This is a genomic window from Candidatus Enterococcus testudinis, assembly GCF_002140915.1.
Classification (GTDB): Bacteria; Bacillota; Bacilli; order Lactobacillales; family Enterococcaceae; genus Enterococcus_D; species Enterococcus_D testudinis.
This window is the reverse complement of sequence record NZ_NGKU01000001.1, coordinates 1,925,253-1,944,156: the sequence shown is the minus strand read 5'-3', so window position 1 is coordinate 1,944,156 and position 18,904 is coordinate 1,925,253. Positions and strand designations below refer to the sequence as shown.

At 42.9% G+C, this 18,904-nt stretch carries 16 protein-coding genes; 12 read left to right on the top strand and 4 right to left on the bottom strand.

All coding sequences use genetic code 11. The features are described from left to right. Positions 1 to 10: 10 nt before the first annotated feature. The 3 genes from A5886_RS09355 to A5886_RS09345 form a co-directional block, all read right to left on the bottom strand. On the bottom strand, positions 11 to 1,522 hold the full coding sequence (locus A5886_RS09355) for a UxaA family hydrolase (RefSeq protein WP_086274802.1): 1,512 nt from the start codon (positions 1,520 to 1,522) through the stop codon (positions 11 to 13). Positions 1,523 to 1,576: 54 nt separating this feature from the next. Further along, entirely contained in the window at positions 1,577 to 2,983 is a 1,407-nt protein-coding gene (locus A5886_RS09350; RefSeq protein WP_086274800.1) for a tagaturonate reductase, read from the bottom strand. Between the two features lie 68 nt (positions 2,984 to 3,051). Beyond that, complete coding sequence (locus tag A5886_RS09345; RefSeq protein ID WP_086274798.1) at positions 3,052 to 4,032, bottom strand: LacI family DNA-binding transcriptional regulator; 981 nt, start codon at positions 4,030 to 4,032, stop codon at positions 3,052 to 3,054. 362 nt (positions 4,033 to 4,394) lie between these two features. Here A5886_RS09345 and A5886_RS09340 point away from each other — a divergent pair, with 362 nt between their 5' ends. Next, positions 4,395 to 6,401, top strand: a complete 2,007-nt coding sequence (locus A5886_RS09340) for a helix-turn-helix transcriptional regulator (protein ID WP_256926194.1) — start codon at positions 4,395 to 4,397, stop codon at positions 6,399 to 6,401. 38 nt (positions 6,402 to 6,439) lie between these two features. On the opposite strand, the gene A5886_RS09335 is transcribed toward A5886_RS09340, so the two are convergent. After that, complete coding sequence (locus A5886_RS09335) at positions 6,440 to 7,327, bottom strand: carbohydrate ABC transporter permease (RefSeq protein ID WP_086274794.1); 888 nt, start codon at positions 7,325 to 7,327, stop codon at positions 6,440 to 6,442. 229 nt (positions 7,328 to 7,556) lie between these two features. Here A5886_RS09335 and A5886_RS09330 point away from each other — a divergent pair, with 229 nt between their 5' ends. From A5886_RS09330 to A5886_RS09280, 11 genes are all read left to right on the top strand, one after another. After that, positions 7,557 to 8,525, top strand: a complete 969-nt coding sequence (locus A5886_RS09330) for an ABC transporter permease (RefSeq protein ID WP_086274792.1) — start codon at positions 7,557 to 7,559, stop codon at positions 8,523 to 8,525. A 15-nt stretch (positions 8,526 to 8,540) separates the two neighbouring features. Continuing rightward, entirely contained in the window at positions 8,541 to 9,170 is a 630-nt protein-coding gene (locus A5886_RS09325; RefSeq protein ID WP_086274790.1) for a YesL family protein, read from the top strand. A gap of 22 nt (positions 9,171 to 9,192) precedes the next feature. Further along, positions 9,193 to 10,302 (top strand): glycoside hydrolase family 88/105 protein, encoded by a 1,110-nt coding sequence (locus A5886_RS09320; RefSeq protein ID WP_086274788.1) that lies wholly within the window; start codon positions 9,193 to 9,195, stop codon positions 10,300 to 10,302. A gap of 3 nt (positions 10,303 to 10,305) precedes the next feature. Further along, the gene (locus tag A5886_RS09315; protein WP_086274786.1) at positions 10,306 to 11,640 is read left to right on the top strand and encodes a glycoside hydrolase family 28 protein; all 1,335 of its coding nucleotides are present in this window, start codon (positions 10,306 to 10,308) and stop codon (positions 11,638 to 11,640) included. Continuing rightward, positions 11,618 to 12,505, top strand: a complete 888-nt coding sequence (locus tag A5886_RS09310) for a dienelactone hydrolase family protein (protein WP_086274784.1) — start codon at positions 11,618 to 11,620, stop codon at positions 12,503 to 12,505. The genes A5886_RS09315 and A5886_RS09310 overlap by 23 nt, the downstream gene beginning before the upstream one ends. Next, on the top strand, positions 12,469 to 13,386 hold the full coding sequence (locus A5886_RS09305; protein ID WP_086274782.1) for a pectinesterase family protein: 918 nt from the start codon (positions 12,469 to 12,471) through the stop codon (positions 13,384 to 13,386). The genes A5886_RS09310 and A5886_RS09305 overlap by 37 nt, the downstream gene beginning before the upstream one ends. Next, positions 13,383 to 13,820, top strand: a complete 438-nt coding sequence (locus A5886_RS09300) for a DUF4064 domain-containing protein (RefSeq protein ID WP_086274780.1) — start codon at positions 13,383 to 13,385, stop codon at positions 13,818 to 13,820. Before A5886_RS09305 ends, A5886_RS09300 begins: the two co-directional genes overlap by 4 nt. Further along, on the top strand, positions 13,820 to 15,382 hold the full coding sequence (locus tag A5886_RS09295) for a glycoside hydrolase family 43 protein (protein ID WP_086274779.1): 1,563 nt from the start codon (positions 13,820 to 13,822) through the stop codon (positions 15,380 to 15,382). The genes A5886_RS09300 and A5886_RS09295 overlap by 1 nt, the downstream gene beginning before the upstream one ends. 18 nt (positions 15,383 to 15,400) lie before the next feature. After that, positions 15,401 to 16,903, top strand: coding sequence for an extracellular solute-binding protein (locus A5886_RS09290; RefSeq protein ID WP_086274777.1), 1,503 nt, complete (start codon positions 15,401 to 15,403; stop codon positions 16,901 to 16,903). A 118-nt stretch (positions 16,904 to 17,021) separates the two neighbouring features. Next, on the top strand, positions 17,022 to 17,855 hold the full coding sequence (locus A5886_RS09285; RefSeq protein ID WP_086274775.1) for a sugar phosphate isomerase/epimerase family protein: 834 nt from the start codon (positions 17,022 to 17,024) through the stop codon (positions 17,853 to 17,855). Positions 17,856 to 17,967: 112 nt separating this feature from the next. Continuing rightward, the gene (locus A5886_RS09280) at positions 17,968 to 18,843 is read left to right on the top strand and encodes a VOC family protein (RefSeq protein ID WP_086274773.1); all 876 of its coding nucleotides are present in this window, start codon (positions 17,968 to 17,970) and stop codon (positions 18,841 to 18,843) included. Positions 18,844 to 18,904: the final 61 nt, after the last annotated feature.

Here is an 18,904-nt window from a genome sequence, read left to right as displayed (position 1 = left end):
TTCTTTTGATTTATAAGGTGACACCATTTTTGAAAATAGCGATTTCCCGCACATTATTGGCTTCATTACGGGTAGCTTTGCCGCTGGCTGTTTCAATGATTGCTTGAATAAAATCAGCCAGAACAACCTCCATTGATTCTTCTAGTAAACGACCCGCATTAAAATCCATCCAATGGGGTTTCTTTTGATAGATTTCTTTGTTTGTGGCCACTTTCATCATTGGTACGTAGGCACCAAATGGTGTACCACGGCCTGTAGTGAACAAAACGAGTTGACAATCAGCGGATGCCAATGCGGAAGCAGCTACTAAATCATTCCCTGGTCCTTCTAATAAACTTAAGCCGGGCTTCCGCAATTTTTCGCCATATTTTAAGACGTCCACGACGGCCGACGTACCTGATTTCTGGGTACAGCCTAGTGATTTGTCTTCTAATGTCGTGATGCCGCCTGCTTTGTTTCCGGGAGAGGGGTTTTCATATACGGGTTCTCCGTAGGCCAAGAAATAGTCCTTAAAATCATTGATCAAATGTAGGATCTTTTCAAAGGTTTCTTCATCTTGCGCGCGCCCCATCAAGACTTGTTCTGCACCAAACATTTCTGGGACTTCGGTCAACACTGTACTGCCGCCTTGTGCCACCAAAAAGTCCGAAAAGGCACCTAACAAGGGATTGGCTGTAATGCCAGAAAACCCATCGGAACCACCGCATTTCAAGCCTATCTTCAATTCACTTAGCGGCACATCTTCTCGGTGATCATCTTTGGCTGCTTCCATCAGTGCTTCCAGCAATCCAACACCCACGCTGATCTCATCTTGACTTTCTTGCGCCACCATAAATTTCACACGCTTTTGATCATAGTCACCCAACTTCTTTTTGAACTCGGGCACCGTATTGTTCTCACAGCCAAGTCCGAAAACAAGGACACCCCCTGCATTGGGGTGCTGTACGGCATCAATCAGGATTTGCCGCGTATTTTGGTGGTCTTGTCCCAATTGTGAGCAGCCATAAGGATGTTTCAAGATCGTGACATGGTCGAAAGCCCCAAGATCTGGGTGAAGTGCTTTGAATTCTTCAACAATGATCTCAGCGATGCCATTGATACAACCGACAGTCGGGACGATCAATAAATCATTTCGGATACCGACTTTGCCATTGGCACGGCGATAGCCTTTGAAAGTCAAATCAGTTTTCGGATAATGCACGGGGTGCAAATCAGGAGTGTAGGTATAAGACAATGTCCCAGATAGGTTGGTTTTGACATTGTGGGTATGAAGCCAGCCACCAGGTAACACATCTGTTATAACATGACCAATCGGATAGCCGTATTTAATGACATGGTCATCTGCTGCTAAAGCGTGCAAGGCGATTTTATGTCCTTGGGGAATATCCTCTGCGATAGGTAAGGTATATCCTTCAAAAAACAGCTGACTATCTTTGGGGATGGGCTGCAAGGCAACTGCGACATTGTCCTTTGGATGTAACTTCAACAGCTGTGCTGGTGCTTCAATCAGAGCCTCTTTCATAGTGTTCTTCCTTTCTTTTTTGACGTGAACGATCATGCAGTAGACCCAATCCGACTAGATAGGTGTTGCATAGTCATTCTGTTCTACATAGTGAAGCAATGCACGAGGACCGTCCTGAGACAATAGTGCCACCATGTCGGTGATTTCAGCAGTCAAAAACCGCAAGTCTGTTTGCCACAGTGCGTCACTGCCTAACAAAAAGTCTATTTGTTGCGAAGGCGCCATCTCTTGGGCCTGAGCGAAAATCGCAGTAACAGAGGCATCATCTTCGAAGGGACAGGTTAAATAACGATAGAGTAATGCCGCTAGGGAAGCAGTGATCCGCTTAGGGAACTGTTGCTTCTTTTGGGAATAGCGCATCAATACGGGCAGCAATCGCGCGGTGAACTTGGACACACTGTTTAAAGCAATCGATTGTAGCTGATGATGAACATAAGGGTTTTTGAAGCGTTCCTTGATTTCTTCAGCATAGGCTGTTAATTGCGACTCTGGTAAATCTAGCATAGGGATCAATTCCTCTTGGAATAAATGATCAAGGTACAAGGCAAAATCAGGATCATTCACGACATCTTCAACGGTTTCAAGTCCTGCAAGACGGCCCAATGAAACGATGGCGGTGTGGGGACCGTTGAGCAAGTGGACTTTTTGTTCCCGATAAGGGGTCATATCATCTGTAACGATCACGTTAAGACCAGCTGCTTGCAGCGGTAGTTTCTCTTCAACCTTTGTCCCTTCGATCACCCATAGCATGAAGGGTTCCGCAGTCACCATCAATTGATCATGATAGCCTAGCATGGCTTCATATTCGGCTGCCGTTTCTCTAGGATAGCCAGGTACGATCCGGTCGACCAGACTGCAGCAGAACTGATTGTCTGTGTCGAGCCACTCGATAAATGCAGCAGGCAACGCCCATAGGCGGGCATAAGCCAATACAGCTTCCTTCAATTTCTCACCATTGCGATCAATCAGTTCACAAGGAATAATGGTGAATCCAGGTTTTTCCAATTGGAACCGACGATATAAAAGGGCAGTCAATTTTGCTGGAAAACTGCTTGGCGGTGTATCCATGAAGGCATCTGATTCATCAAAGCGAATACCAGCTTCTGTTGTATTGGATACAATCACGTCTAACTGTTCATTTTCCGCTAATGCGAGAAATGCTTGCCATTGCTGATAAGGATTGATGACACTATGAATGGTGGAAATGATCTCAGTTGTTTGAACAGGTGCGCCTTCGACTAAACCTTCCAGAATCACTGTATACAAATGATCTTGCTGATCCAAAAGCGGTTTTAAGCCCTGTTCAATAGGTTGGACAACGATGGCACTTCCTTGAAAGAGTCCTTGTTTGTTCATTTGTGCCAATTGCCAGTTAAAGAATCCCCGCATAAAATTTCCTTCACCAAATTGGATCACACGTGGTGGGTAGGTGGTGACAGGTTGTTTATTGATGGTTTGCATGCTTTCGCCTCCGTTGGTTTAAAATATATATGCACACGTTAACATTTTAAGGCAGCCCTTGAATCGTTTTACAAGGACTGACGGATCGTTAACGATGTATCCAAAAAGAATTGTGTGGGACTATCTGCTTCGGTTGAACTTGACAAAAGAAGTTCTGTCGCCCGTTTGCTCATCTCATAGACGGGTTTGCTGATTGTTGTTAAAGGAGGGTAGGTGAATTGAGAGAACGGAATATCGTCAAAACCGATCACTGCGATGTCCTTAGGAATAGTCAAACCTGCCTGCAAACAATAATTGATCGCCCCAATGGCCATATCATCATTTGAACAAAAAATAACTTCTGGCGGTTCAGCAAGAGCCAGTAATCGTTTCGCCCCTTTTTGCCCGCTTGCCAATGAAAAATCGCCTGAGACGATATATGCTGATGGATAAGTCAGGCCTGCTTCTGCTAATGCCTGATCAAAACCTTTCCTTCTCTCGATACTCGATCGAAAAGAAGGGATTCCCTCAATCATAGAAAATTTGGTATAGCCTTGCTCAATGGCATAATTGATCATTTGATACACGCCTTGGGCATCATTGCTGGTGACATTTTTGAATTGAGGTGTGTCTAGTTGTCGATTCAAAACAACTAACGGAATCTGCTGTTTGGCCAAAGTTTCGATAAAGGCATCGTCTTGATCACTTTGGCTCATAACGATGGCACCGTCGATTCGATTCAGGTTATCGAGGTCTTGGGCGACTTCTTGTAATTCATGTACGGCCAAACTATATTCTTTAGGCAATGTATCATTGATCCCTTTGATCACATCTCCCAAAAAACTGTTAGATGTTCCTTTAGAAAGGTGTGAGAAAAATAATTCAATAATGTAGGATTTTTGATTCACCAAACTTTTTGCATTGACATTTGGGATGTAATTTAATGTCTCTGCGATCTCATGTATTTTCTTTTTGGTTGCCGGTTTGATCAATGGGCTGTCATTCAGCGCTCGGGAGACCGTGGTATGAGACACACCAGCTACCTTCGCAATATCTTTGATTGTGACCATGAAACTGCTTCCACCTTTCATTTGTTTTAGCATATATCTTTATTCGATAAATGTCAATATACCAATCATGCACACGTGAAAAAAATAAATAAGCCATAGGCATTGTATAAAATCTATGATAGTATAAAAAGAGGATGAAGTGAGATGGGGGAGGGCTTATGAGATTTATGACTAGGCTCAAAAAAGAGAGTACATTGTTCAAACAAATATTTTTTTCAGTTTTTGTAATTGGAAGCGTTTTAATTATCGGATTCGGTTCCGTTATTTATCAGCGCACTTATACGAATATTCAACAAACTTTTTTGCAAAAACATCGAGAAGCTGTTAACCAGGTAAAGTCAAATCTGGAACATAAGATACAAATGGTTGAATATGCCTTCTCGACCTATAGTAATACCCAGCATTTCAAAGCGAATTTGCAAGCAGATTACGCAGACATGCAATTTCGAGATGTGCAAACAATCAATTCGCAATTGGCGTATATCAGTATCATGGGGATCGAAGAGGCCAGTTATCAATTGATCAATGTGGAAAAAGCATGGAGAATCGATCAAGGATCCTTGAAACGTTTGTCGGAAGAAGAGGTTTCGATGTATCAGGCAATGGGAAATCAAGACCGTTATATCGATTGGCAGTCAGAGGAGAACCACTTAAAGATGGTGATGACATTGCCTGTATTTAGTCAAGATACACACGCTTTGGGGATTGCTGAAATCAATAAACAAGCCATTGCCCAACTGGTGGCCCATCAATCTGATTCTTTTCTTAACATCATCAATACCGAAGGAACCGTATTATTCAATGATGGTGATACGATCGATGGGCAATTAGCCAAGAAAATCATGGATGATCATACAGCCACAGGCATGATTAAAGGTACTGACCAGCAGTCATATGTTTATACGCAGTCTGAATATAACAATTGGTTCTATGTCATGCGCTTAGCACCAAAAGAAGTTTCGGCTGCTATGGGCTCATTTCGGATCAGTTTGATAGGCATCGCAGCCTTCTTGGTCGCTTTACTTGCTTTCTTAGCCTATCGTATTGCCAGAATCGCCACATCACCCATCAACCGGATCAGTGATGTACTGAAATCTAAGCAGGTCGGCGAAAAAGTTGAAGTCAATCAAGTCATCTCTGAAATCAATCAGATTCTAAGCCATAATCAAGTGCTATCAGGGGAGATGGACCGCCAGAAACCCGAATTGGCTTCATTATTTTTGTTGAATCTTTTTCGCGGCTGTATTGCAGAAAAGGATATTCCAACGAAAGTACAGCATTTTGGCTATCAAGTTTCTGAGCATGATCATTTTCGTGTCATGTTGATCCAAATCGACGATTTAGGCAACAGAGACCCAATCAATGGGGATGTCTTTTTATTGGCGCTGCAAAACTTAGTTGCTGAAATCATCCCTGACACGTTGCGCTTGCAACCAATCATGTTTAGACAGGATATTCAAGGGACACTTTTGAAGTTTCCAAATGAAATCAGGCAAAGTGATATTTTCGACTATTGTCAGAAAATCAGAAAAGCTGCGAAAGACTATTTGAAAATCAAAATCAGTATTGGTGTATCTGATAATTATCAATCGTTGCATCTGACCAAGGAAGCAGTCAAAAATGCAGAAGAATCGCTGCGGTACCGATTAAATTTAGGGGAAGAGGTCATTATTTTCTTTGATGACATTGCCACACGTTTTGATAAATCAGCTGTGATCCAGTATCCCACTGATGCTGAGACGATCTTTTTAGATGCGATGCGCAGCGGTGATCTGGCGTTGATCAATGAAACTTACGCACAAGTCGTGCAGCAAATCATTCATGACAATAAGAACCCAATGACTATTGAGAGTGCCTTCTTTCAATTGATCAATAATATCATTCGATTAGGTCAACTGTTAGGTGCTGATTATACTAGTTTGGAAAAAAGCCGCAAAGTGTATCAGCAAGTGCTGAACCAAAATCATCTATTTAAAATCGAGCAAAGTATTTATGATGAACTTGTGCTACCAATCGTTGAAACAATTCAGATCAAGACTGATCGAGAGATCCGGTCATTGTCGGACAAAATCGTTGTCTTGATCCATCAGCAATATGATCAGGATTTATCATTGGACAAAGTGGCAGAGCAGCTTCATTATAATGCTAATTATTTGAGTAATGTTTTCAAAAAGGAAATGACAGTCACCTTTGCAGATTATCTGCAAAATTATCGATTGAAGATCGCGAAGAAGTGGTTAGAAGAAACAGAGATGACTATTAAAGAGATCGCTACTCGGTTAAAATATACCAACTCACAAAATTTTATTCGGTTTTTTAAGAAGAAAGAACAGGTCACACCGGGTGAATATCGGAAGAAATTTAGCTAAAAAAGAAACCTTTCCGCTGTGGAAAGGTTTCTTTACGCTTATCCTTTGACCGAACCAACCATTGCGCCTTTGACAAAGTACTTCTGTACAAAAGGATACGCAATCAGCATGGGCATCGTTGCCACCATGATGACGGCCATTTTCACGGATTGTGCTGGCGGTACAACATCCACGCTGGTAGCATCCGCATTCATACCGCTGGAAACAATCACGATTTGGCGCAACAATACTTGAATCGGCCACTTAGCCGAATCGTTGATGTAGAGGATCGCTGATTGATACGTATTCCAATAACTGACTGCATAAAAGAGAGAAATCGTTGCGATCGATGGCAGAGACAGCGGCAGGATGATTCTAAAGAAGACGCCCCAATCAGAGCAACCATCCATTTTTGCGGACTCTTCAAGACTATCAGGAATTCCTTGGAAAAAGTTACGCATGATGATCATATTATAGGCGCTGACTGCACTTGGCAAAATCAATGACCAAATGGAATCAATCAGACCTAAACTCTGCACAAGAATAAATGTTGGAATCATGCCTCCGCTGAACAACATCGTAAAGACAACAATAAAATTAAAAATTCCCCGTCCGTGCAGGTATTTTCGCGAGAGAGCATAGGCCATAAAAGCCGTCAGGACCATTGATAGAAAGGTACCAGTGATTGTAACAATCAATGAGACGCCTATACTTTGGAAAATGGTCGGGGTAGAAAGAATATAGCGATACGCATTTAAAGTAAATTCTCTCGGAATGATAATGAACGTCCTCGTCGCAATCTCTGCCGGTGTCGCAAAAGAACTACCTAGAATATTCAGAAATGGAATCAGACACATCAAGGTGAATAACAATAGAAAGCCGATGATAAATCCTTGTACGAGTCGATCACTTTTAGAATGGTACTTTTTTTTCTTTGCTTGTTGCATAGTTGATTTCCTCCGTCTCTTATTGAGATTAGTAGTAACTAAAACGTAACATGAGGGAGTGAGAACGTATATAATCAGTTTTACATGTAAGCGCTTTTGTATTTTTAGATATAATCATGTGTTGATTTTCACAAGTGTAGAAATGATTATATACGGAATAATGCTTTCAAGCTACGATATAGACATCAAACAGACATCAAACAAATCAAATGTCATCGGAGGAATAGCTATGGAAACAAAAATAGACACTGCTTTCTCGCCACCGACGGGGAAAGAACTGAAAGAACGAATGAAAAAGAAGAAGTGGGCCCAAATCAGGAAAAATAAAGCACTCTATATCATGCTGCTTCCGGGCATTTTATACTTCGTCGTCTTTAAGTACATCCCAATGGGCGGGTTGATTATCGCGTTTCAAGATTACCAGCCTTTTTTGGGTATTTTAGATAGCCCGATGGTGGGGATGACCCATTTTATTCGTTTGTTCACGGAAGATACCTTTGTGATGCTGATGCGCAATACATTGATCATGTTTTTCTTGAATATCACCATCTCATTCCCATTCCCCATTTTATTGGCGCTCTTGTTGAATGAAGTCAATAATCGTCGTTTGAAGAAATCGATCCAAACAATCATTTATTTGCCTCACTTCATGTCGTGGGTCATCGTTGTGTCTATCTTTTACGTTCTATTAACGACGGAAGGCGGCGTGATCAACAATATCATTGAAAGTCTTGGCGGAGAACGGATTGCCTTTCTGACGAGTAAGGCCTGGTTGCGGCCAATGTATATTTTCCAAGATCTTTGGAAAGGTGCGGGCTGGGGAACCATCGTTTATTTAGCAGCAATCACCAATGTCGATGAACAATTATATGAAGCAGCCGATATGGACGGTGCTGGCAAGCTGCGTAAAATGTGGCACATCACCTTACCTTGTATTCGACCAACGATCGTTACGTTACTGATCTTAAAAATCGGTTCGATCTTAGATATGGGCTTTGAGCACATGTTCTTGTTAATGAACTCAATGAACCGAGAAGTGGCACAAATCTTTGATACCTTTGTCTTTACTGCAGGTATCCAAAATGGACAGCTAAGTTATTCGACAGCTGTTGGATTGTTTAAAGGTCTTGTCGGGTTGATCTTGGTGGTATTTGCCAATCGATTGGCGAAAAAAATCGGTGAGGATGGTATTTATTAAGAAAGAGGTGTTCCCATGGATCTTGACAAAATGTTACGGGTCAATGATTTCTTACTCGCTGTGTTTAAAGTGGTTCTGCTGCAAATACTTTGGCTTTGTATAACGTTGCTGGGGGGTGTCATCTTTGGCATCGGGCCTGCGACATATGCGCTGATGAAAACCTATGACCGCTGGTTGCGTTTGAAGGAACAGCCAGCTGTGATTCGCCAGTTTTTTCTTTATAGCAGAGAACGTTTTCGTCAATCTGTATTGATCAGCTGGCTGATCGGGATTTTATTGGGTATCGTAGTCACCAATCTCTTCACAGCAGGATCGTGGTATGTTCAAATGGCCAATTTGCTGTTTCTGATTGCGTTGCTTTTCATGTTTACAAATGTTTACAGTGTCATGGCAGCAGTCAAATATCCCTCATTAAAAGATATTTTGAAAGGCAGTTTGTTGCTAGGGTTTGGCTATTTGCATTATTCAATCATCACTTGGACGATTTTGATTGTCGGCTATTTGCTGATTGCGACATACTTGCCGATCATCATTGTGGTTGCAGGTGTCAGTATGTGCGGATTCGTTATTGCAACTTCCGCAAAAAAAATATTCAATGATATTCATATCAAGGAATCTCACACAGCAGATATGACTATCGGATAACAAGAAAGGAACAAAGAGAGTGATGACAAATTATGCGCAGATCGCGTTAGATACACTATTTGAACGCTATGATCTTTTACCAAAGGAAAAAAGATACCATGGCAAATGGTCTTATGATATTGGCGTGGTGTTGCTAGGGGTCAAAGCAGCCTATGAACAAACCAACGAAAAAAAGTATCTAGCGTATATCAAAGAAACGATGGACTTTTACATTCAATCCGATGGAACGATTCGTGGCTATTCTTTTGATGCAATGAATATTGATTATATCAACAATGGCAAGCTTTTATTTCTATTATATAAGGAAACAAAAGCAGACAAATACAAGGTAGCGTTAGATCTTTTGTATCGGCAATTGCAAGAAATGCCCCGTACAAAAGAAGGCAGTTTTTGGCACAAGAAAATCTATCCGAATCAAGTCTGGTTAGATGGCTTGTATATGGGGGCGCCTTTTTTGGCAGAATATGCGGTCACCTTTGATCGTCCGGCTGATTTGACAGACGTGGTCCAGCAGTTTACGCATTGCTATCAACAGACCTGCGATTCCAACAGCGATTTGCTTTACCATGCGTGGGACGAGGCGCGAATACAGCCATGGGCAGATTCAGAAACGGGTTGCTCCGCGCATTTCTGGGGTCGATCGATTGGCTGGTTTATGATGGCATTGGTGGATACGATTGCTTTGCTGCCAGATGAAGCAGCAACATCATCGCTGTCGCAGATGTTTGAACAAACGCTCAAAGCATTGGCCAATGTGCGTTCTGCAGAGCATGTCTGGTATCAAGTGTTAGACCAGGGAGAGAAGACGGGTAATTATCTTGAAGCATCTGCCTCTTCAATGATTTGCTATGCAGCAGCAAAAGCAATCAAATTAGGCGTGATTTCCCAGGAATGGCAAGGGTTTGTCGATGAAACATATCAAGGAATCATCAACGAATTTGTCTTTATCACAAATGAAGGCTGGCTCAATTTGATTCGCAACTGCGAAGTTGCTGGACTGGGCGGTCCGGATAAACGAGATGGTTCATTTGTCTACTATATTAGTGAGCCGATCATTACCAATGATTTCAAAGGATACGGTGCCTTTTTACAAGCAAGTTTATTGCTGCAGCCGTTATCAGAGGAAGGATAAAACATGGACATTCAATTACAAGCAGAGCAGTTAATAAGAAAAGACGGGCAAATGACCGCAGCCATCCAAAAGCAGATCGAACACCTCTTCAACAATGGCGGGGGGCGACTGACTTTCACCGCCGGCACGTATCAGACAGGTGCGTTGTTTCTAAAAAGCAATGTTGAACTGCATGTGATGAGTGGGGCACGATTGGTCTTCTCAGATGATCCGAAAGACTATCCGGTTGTGACTTCCCGGTGGGAAGGTGTCAAACGGTCAGTCTATGCGTCGTGTATTTACGCCGAGCAGGCGGAAAATATTGCAGTCACAGGTTTTGGCACAATCGATGGTCAAGGGCAGAAGTGGTGGGCGCTTTTTCGACAAAATCCTGAACAGTTGGACTATCCGCGACCGAAGTTGATTAGTTTCGATGATTGTCGCCGTATTCATCTGAAAGATGTGCATCTGATCAACGCACCTAGTTGGACGGTCAATCCGATTTTATGTGAAGATATCACGATCGACAATCTACGGATCAAAAATCCAGCGGATTCACCAAATACTGATGGCATTGATCCTGAGTCTTGTAAAAATGTTCGTATCATGAATTGCGATATTGACGTGGGGGATGATTGTATTGCAATCAAAGCTGGAACAGAAGATACCATTGAACGGGTCTCGTGTGAAAATATCACGATCAGTAATTGCCAAATGCGTCACGGACATGGAGGGGTTGTTCTAGGCAGTGAAATGAGCGGTGATATCCGGAACGTGACAATCAGCAATTGCATTTTTCAAGACACCGATCGTGGCATTCGATTGAAATCCCGTCGTGGCCGGGGCGGCATCATTGAAGATATTCGTGTCAGTAATGTGGTCATGGATCAGGTGATTTGTCCCTTTACTTTAAATCTATATTACTTCTGTGGCCCTCGGGGCAAAGAAAAATATGTTTGGAATAAAACACCGTATCCAATCACGGATGAGACACCGCATTTCAGACGTATCCATTTTGCCGATATCACCGCGCGGAATGTTCACGCAGCGGCCGGATTTATTTATGGCTTGGCAGAACGATCGATTTCAGAAGTGACCTTCCATGATATAGCAATCTCGATGGCCGAAGATCCGATCCCTGGCAAACCGGCAATGATGACTGGTATTGAAGATATGACCAATGAAGGATTTTATCTTGGCTTTGCCAAAAATATTCACTTCGATCGGGTGGATCTACAGGGGGTGAAACAAGGATTCCATATGGAACATACACAAGACATTCAGGTGAGCCGCTGCTATGCGAATGGTCAATTGCTCAATACAGAAAGTGCTGTATATGATGAAACAAATAATCGTTGACTGTCTCGGTCCAGAGATGAAAACAACACCTGAAGTGGTGCATCGAACAGTCATTGTTTATGACCAATACACATTAGAGCATTTGCTGCTGAGACTCAATCAAGAAGAATTGGTTCCTGCCTATTTTGCCTATCCCCATGGTTTGAAACCTGTACCCATTGTCTTATTCAATCATTCCCACGGGGGAGATTTTACTGCTGGTAAAACAGAATTGATCTCAGGCGCGGACTATCTGCAATCTCCCAGTTTTTTGGAGACGCTGATTGCAGATGGCTATGCGGTCGGTTGTATCGATATGTGGGGCTTTGGTGAACGATCGCAAGGTGAAAGTCAGTTGTTCAAACGATTTCTTTTGCAAGGGAAAACGTTGTGGGGACAACGTGTCTATGACAATCAGCAATTTCTAACCTATTTGCTTTCCCGTCAAGAAATCAACAAAGAAGCAGTTGCGACGATCGGTATGTCAATGGGCGGCTTGATGAGTTGGTGGTTGGCGGCTAGCGATCCGCGTATCACAGCAGTGGTGGATATTGCTGCCCAAGTCGACTATCAAGCACTGATTGAAGAAGATTGTCTCGATAAACATGGATGTTACTATTATCTTCCTGCATTTTTGACAAAATGGCGGACCGCCGATATCCAGCAATTGATTGCGCCAAGACCGAGATTAAGTTTGGTGGGGATCGCGGATAAAGGCTGCCCAGCAAGTGGTGTCAAAAAACTTGATCATTCTCTGAAAGAAATCTATATCCAAATGGGGCAACCAGCGCACTGGCAATCCTTGCAGTTATCGGGAGGACATGAAGAAACAAAGGAGATGAGAGGTTTGTGGCGCAGCTTTTTGAAACAACAGTTAGGGCATTGACGGTTACTGTCGGTAAAGATCCGCAAAAAAATGATTTTGTCACATTACAAGCAGCGGTTGATTATGCGGCAAACACAAAGGGGAGTTGCCGAATTGAGGTGGGAAGCGGCGTATATCAGGAAACTGTCAAAATCTATCATGATCACTTAACGATTATTTGTGAGAAAGATACAGTGTTGCAAGGGCGTTTATCAGCCAATCAACTGATTGCGGGTAACCCGAGAGGGACCTTTCAAACCGCGACGCTTTTCATCAATAGCAGTGATGTGCTAGTTGAAGGGTTGACAGTCAAGAATACTGCTGGTTCGGGGGATCAAGTGGGACAAGCAGTAGCTGTCTATTTGGAAGGCAATGATATGTATTTCAAAGATTGTCGCTTCGATGCCTATCAAGATACCCTTTGTTTGGGACCTTTGCCCCCACAAACCAAAGAAGGGATGCCACTGATCAGTCCATGGTGTCAAAAAATCTATTCGCAGCAAAATCGCTTCTTTATTCATTGCGTCATCAGTGGTACCGTTGATTTTATTTTTGGTGGCGGAGATGCCTATTTTGATCATTGTCAGCTTCATTGCAAGCATTCACCACAACATAACTACATCACTGCGGCTGCCACATCAGCGGAAGCGGGAGGGTTTGTCTTTGCGAACTGTCGGATCACTGGCGAAAAAGCCTATGCACTTGGCAGACCTTGGCGAATACCTGCAAAAGTCCGCTTCAAAAGGTGTCATTTCGACGAGGCACTGGTTGAAGTTGGCTGGTCTGATTGGGGAAAAACGCCACAACGAGACCAAGTCGTGTTCGCAGAGCATGATTGTACGTATACCAAACCGCAGCAGCGGGCAGCTTGGATCGATATGAAAGGAATGAAGGTAGAATGAAACAGAGTATTGAACAATGGCTCGGCTGGATCGGCATGGGATTGTCTATTGTGTTTTTAGGCGGATTTACATTGGTGATCAATCAGATGACAGTGGATCAGTTTAGCGACCTATTTTCAGAAGTCTTCCCTTCGATTTTTAGTCAAATGACAGATGAAGATGCCTTCGTACAATTTCAAACCTTAGGTGCTTGGTTCGGCTTTACTTTACTGTTACTGATTGTTTTGATCGTGGTGGCTAATTTCTTGATCACCTATCGCAATTATCGCAAACCGGCTGCCGGCGTTTTTGTTCTTACTGGTTTGGTCTGTCTGATCGGTACCCAATATTTGGCTTTTCCGATCGCCTTTTTGTTCTTTGCAGCAGCAGCCTTGTGTGTGGTCCGCAAACCTAAACCACGAAACATGCATCCGCAAAAGGAGTGTTTGAATTAATGGGCAAAATCGAAAACCCTATTTTACCAGGGTTTAACCCTGATCCTAGTATCTTACGTGTTGGATCGGATTATTATATCGCTGTTTCTTCATTTGAATGGTTGCCAGGAATTCGAATCTACCATTCTACTGATTTGGCACAGTGGCAGTATTTGACTGATATTCTGCATGATCAAGTCGATCTGAGAGGGAACGCTGCGGACGGCAGTATTTGGGCGCCGCAAATCAGTTATGATCAAGGTGTATTTTACTGTGTTTATACCAATGTAAGAAATACGACCCGCCCATTCAAGGATTGCCGTAATTATCTGATGACCGCACCAAGTATCACTGGACCATGGCGCAAGCCAGAATATTTGAACAGCAGCGGATTTGATCCCTCGTTGTTTCATGATCAAGATGGACGGAAATGGCTCTTGAATGCCTTGTGGGATTACCGCATGGCGACACCCAATAAATCAGCGGGCATCGTGATGCAAGAATACAAGGAAAATCAAGGACTTGTCGGGCCTGTCACTCAGATTTTTTCTGGGACTGAATTGGCCAAAACAGAAGCGCCGCATCTCTATCGTTATCAAGGATATTATTATCTGTTAACAGCAGAAGGCGGCACCGGCACAGGACACGGGGTGACTGTTTGCCGTAGTCAAGACATTAACGGTCCTTATCAAGTTGATCCTGAGTATCCAATGATGACGGCAAACGGTCGCCCAGATTCCCCCTTTCAATGTACCGGTCATGGCAGTTTGGTTCAAACTGAGGAAGGAAACTGGTTCATGAGCTACCTCATGACGCGTCCAATTCAAGGTGCCGCAATATTAGGACGTGAAACAGCGTTGCAAGAAGTCTTTTGGGATGATCAAGGGTGGTTACGATTAAAGAATGGAGATACGATTCCAGATCGCTATTTGCAGGTACCCGGCACAATTATCGAGAACAAGAATCAAACGTCCTTCAGTGATGATTTCGATCGAATATTGCATCCAGAGTGGAATGGCCGCAGACTGATACCCAACGAAGCATGGTGTCGATTAAACGAGCGGCCGGGATATCTGAGATTGATTGCTGGCGAGTCATTGCAATCAAACTTTGACAATCATCTATTGGCTATTCGGCAAAAGGATGTTGACTGTGAAGTTGAAACGCTGATGGACTATACACCAATTCATTTTAATCAAATGGCAGGGTTGGTTTTATTTTTGAATGAATACAATTACATCTATTTGTTTGTAACGCATGACGAAGATCAAGGCGTTGTTTTAAGAATGATGCACTGTCAAAAAGGGCAATTTACCCTTGATGATGCCTGCTATCCGCTGAAGAATCGACCGATTCAGTTGAAAGTGGTCATTTCAAAGGGAGAAGCGCAGTTTTTATGGCGCCAAGGTCAAGTATGGCAGACATTCGCCTTACGATCGATTCTCTTTTTAGCAGGGGGATTCACAGGCAATTTTATCGGATTGTGTGCACAGGATTTAAACTATTTTTCAGGCAGTTATGCTGATTTCGCTTATTTTAGGTATCAAGGGGGGCGTCAATCGTTTGACGATTCCATTATATAAAAGAAAGAAGGTTAATGTATGAAAAAGAAACAGTTAGCAGGGTTACTATGTGCAGCAGGCTTATTCATGGCGGCTTGTGGTGATAGTAGTGGAGGCAGCGGCACAGAAGAAACGGCAGCAGCGGAAGAAAAAACCAGTATCTCTTGGATGGCGATGCTGCATACGGCGGCACCACCATCGGGAGAAGTGACGGAAAAGCTGGAAGCATACACAGGTGTTGATATCGACTTTACTTGGGTACCTGATGCATCCAAAACAGAACGACTAAACGCCGCTTTGGCATCAAAATCATTGGCAGATATTGTCAGCTTAGCTGAAATCACCAACACTACCGTCCGTAGCTCTTTGGCTTCCGGTATGTTTTGGGATGTAGAACCATACCTGAAAGACTATCCAAATCTAGCTAATATCTCAGAAGACCGATTAGAATCCTCACGAATCGATGGGAAAATCTATGGCGTACCTTACCAAAAGCCAATCGCCAGATATGGTGTTTTGGTCCGCAAAGATTGGTTAGACAATTTGGGCTTAGCAGTTCCGTCGACTCTTGAAGAACTTGAAAAAGTAGCACAAGCATTTACGGAAGACGATCCTGATGGCAATGGAGTTGATGATACCGTCGGATTTGTCGAACGAGACGAATCATTCAATGTCGGTTTCCGTTCACTATCTGGCTATTTTGGCGCAGATAACTGGTTCACGGTCACTGATGACAATGAAGTGATGCCGTCATTTATGCAACCTGAATACAAAGAAGCGATGGAATGGTTCCGTAACATTTATGCCAATGGCTGGATGAATTCAGACTTTGCTGTGATGGCGAAGAATGACCAGAAGAACTATATCGTCCAAGGAAAAGGCGGTATTGTATTGAGCGGATTGCAAGAAGTTCGGAATTATGTTGATGAAGCAGCAGGTACAGCTGAAGAGCATATGGAATGGGAATTGATCAACGACATCACATACGGCGATATAGAACGCCGCATTCTTTCAGACACCAATGGTGGAATGGGCGGTTGGTTAGCAATTCCGAAAGACAATGTCAAAACGGAAGATGAACTGAAAGTCGTGTTGAAATTTATCAACGATTTGATGGATGAAGAGCCATTTACATTGATGACCCAAGGGATCGAAGGCGAACATTATGAAATTGACGATGATGGCGTATATGTCCGCTTAGATGACACGAAATGGCAGCAAGAAGTGCAACCATTCTCTTCTTCACGGCCATCTGAATTGGTCACAGTATTCCCATCAAGCAATCCTTATGTCAACTTAGCCAATGATAAAATTTCTGAGAATGAAGCTTTCGCAGTCATCAATCCAGCCCAAGCATTGACTTCTGAAACTTATGACAAATCATGGTCTAGTTTGATCGAGGGCGTAGCAGATGCCTACTATCAGTACATGACTGGAGAAATCGAGATGGATGGCTTTGATAAAGCGGTGGAAACATTCCGCAAAAACGGCGGCGATCAAATCATCGAAGAATATACGGCTGATTATCAATCACAGCAATAGAATCAAGAAACATTGATTGACAATGAACGCATGGGTTTGCAATCAGGCCAATTGGGGAGCAATCACCATTTGGTCTTTTTTGCATAGCTGCCAAAATACATCAACGAGGAGAATGACTATGTGCCAATTTGCCGTTCGCGGACACGATATGAAAGATTGTCAAACACCCAAGGAACTTGCCCAGACTATTGCCCGACACCAACTGACCAATGTTCAGTTTGCACTAACGAAATCTTTTCCTGATAGCGGAGATATAACCTCATTGAATCCTGGTATGGGTACTTATTTCAAACAAACATTCGCAGCAGAAGGAGTTCAGATTGCCTTATTGAGTTGTTACAGCAACCTGATCCATCCAGATGCCAAGAAACGCGAAGCAATTTTGACACGCTTTGAACGATACTTGGCACATGCCAAATATTTTGGGGCGGTCATGGTTGCCTCAGAAACAGGCTCAGTATTGCCGCAGATGGGATATACTGAAGAAAATTTCAGCGATGAAACATTTGAGGACTTGGTTGGTGTGATCCAACGATTGGTGGCTTATGCAGAAAAGCATCATATTTTGTTAGGTATCGAGGCAGGATTGAATCACCCCTTGTATTCTCTTGACCGAATCGCGATGCTGCTAGATCGTGTACCTTCAGAATGGTTAGGGATCATTTTCGATCCCACGAATTTGATTACAATTAAAGACTATCAGCAGCAAGTGGCACTAACTGAAGAAGCCTTTGCGCGGTTTGGCGATTCGATCGTTTGTCTGCATCTAAAAGACTACCAAGTCATCGACAATAAAATAGACGTGGTACCGTTAGGTGAAGGCTGTATGGATTATCAAAAAATCTTGCAAATCACCGCACGCCACAAGCCATACTGTTACGTGGTGCTTGAGGGAACCACAGATGCAGCTTTGCCGCGAGCGCTTGCGTTATTGCAAAAGGAAGATCATTGAGCAAATTGAACGTCAGAATCAGTGATGAGCATTTTTGTTTACTTACAAAAAGTTAGTGTTACAATATAAGTAACAAGTAAGGATAAATAAGAATGAAAAGAGGACACACAAATTGACGACGATTATACCAAACTTTCAAATCAATGAGACAACTCATATAGGAATCGTGGCTTTAAAAGTAGCAAATCTATCGAAGATGCGTGATTTTTATACACAGATCATCGGATTGACCCTGTTAGACCAAACCGAAGATTCAGTGGCATTAGGCACGAAAAACAATGTTTTATTAACGTTACAAAAAGTCGAACACCCATTGCCAATTACACGAAAAACCGGTTTATTTCATGTGGCGTTTTTATTGCCAAGCCGAAAAGATCTCGGCAATACATTGATTCATTATATTGAATCTAACGCACCACTAGACGGTGCTAGTGACCACGGATATAGTGAAGCACTTTATTTAACCGATCCAGAAGGCAACGGCATAGAGGTCTATCGAGACAAGCCACGTTCAGAATGGGATATTCGCGAGGATGGCGAAATCGTAGGTATCACGATCGAAATGGATGCCCAAGGGGTCGTCGACACTGCAGATCGTCAGCAAACCCATTTTCCTGAAGGAACCACAGTTGGGCACGTTCATTTGAAAGTGGCTGACTTGCAAAAAACAGAAGATTTTTATACCCAAGTCTTAGGTCTGAACCTGACCAGTAATTTCGGGGCACAAGCAAAATTCTTCGCTGCAGGTAGCTATCATCATCATATCGGCGCAAATATTTGGATGGGTCAACATACCCCGCCGATGGCAGAAAATGACCTTGGCTTAGCCTATTATAGTTTTGTGGTCCCAGACACAGCGGCATTGTCGGAGTTGAAAGATCATTTGACAACTCTATCGGTTTCATTTAAAACAGAAACGACGGAGCAAATGAGTTTATATGATCCAAACGGTATATTGATCAAAATCTCTGTCGAAACGAACCGTTAGAAATCAGTCTAAAGGATGAGGATATGGATCAATCGATATGAGAAGATGAAACAAAGCTTAT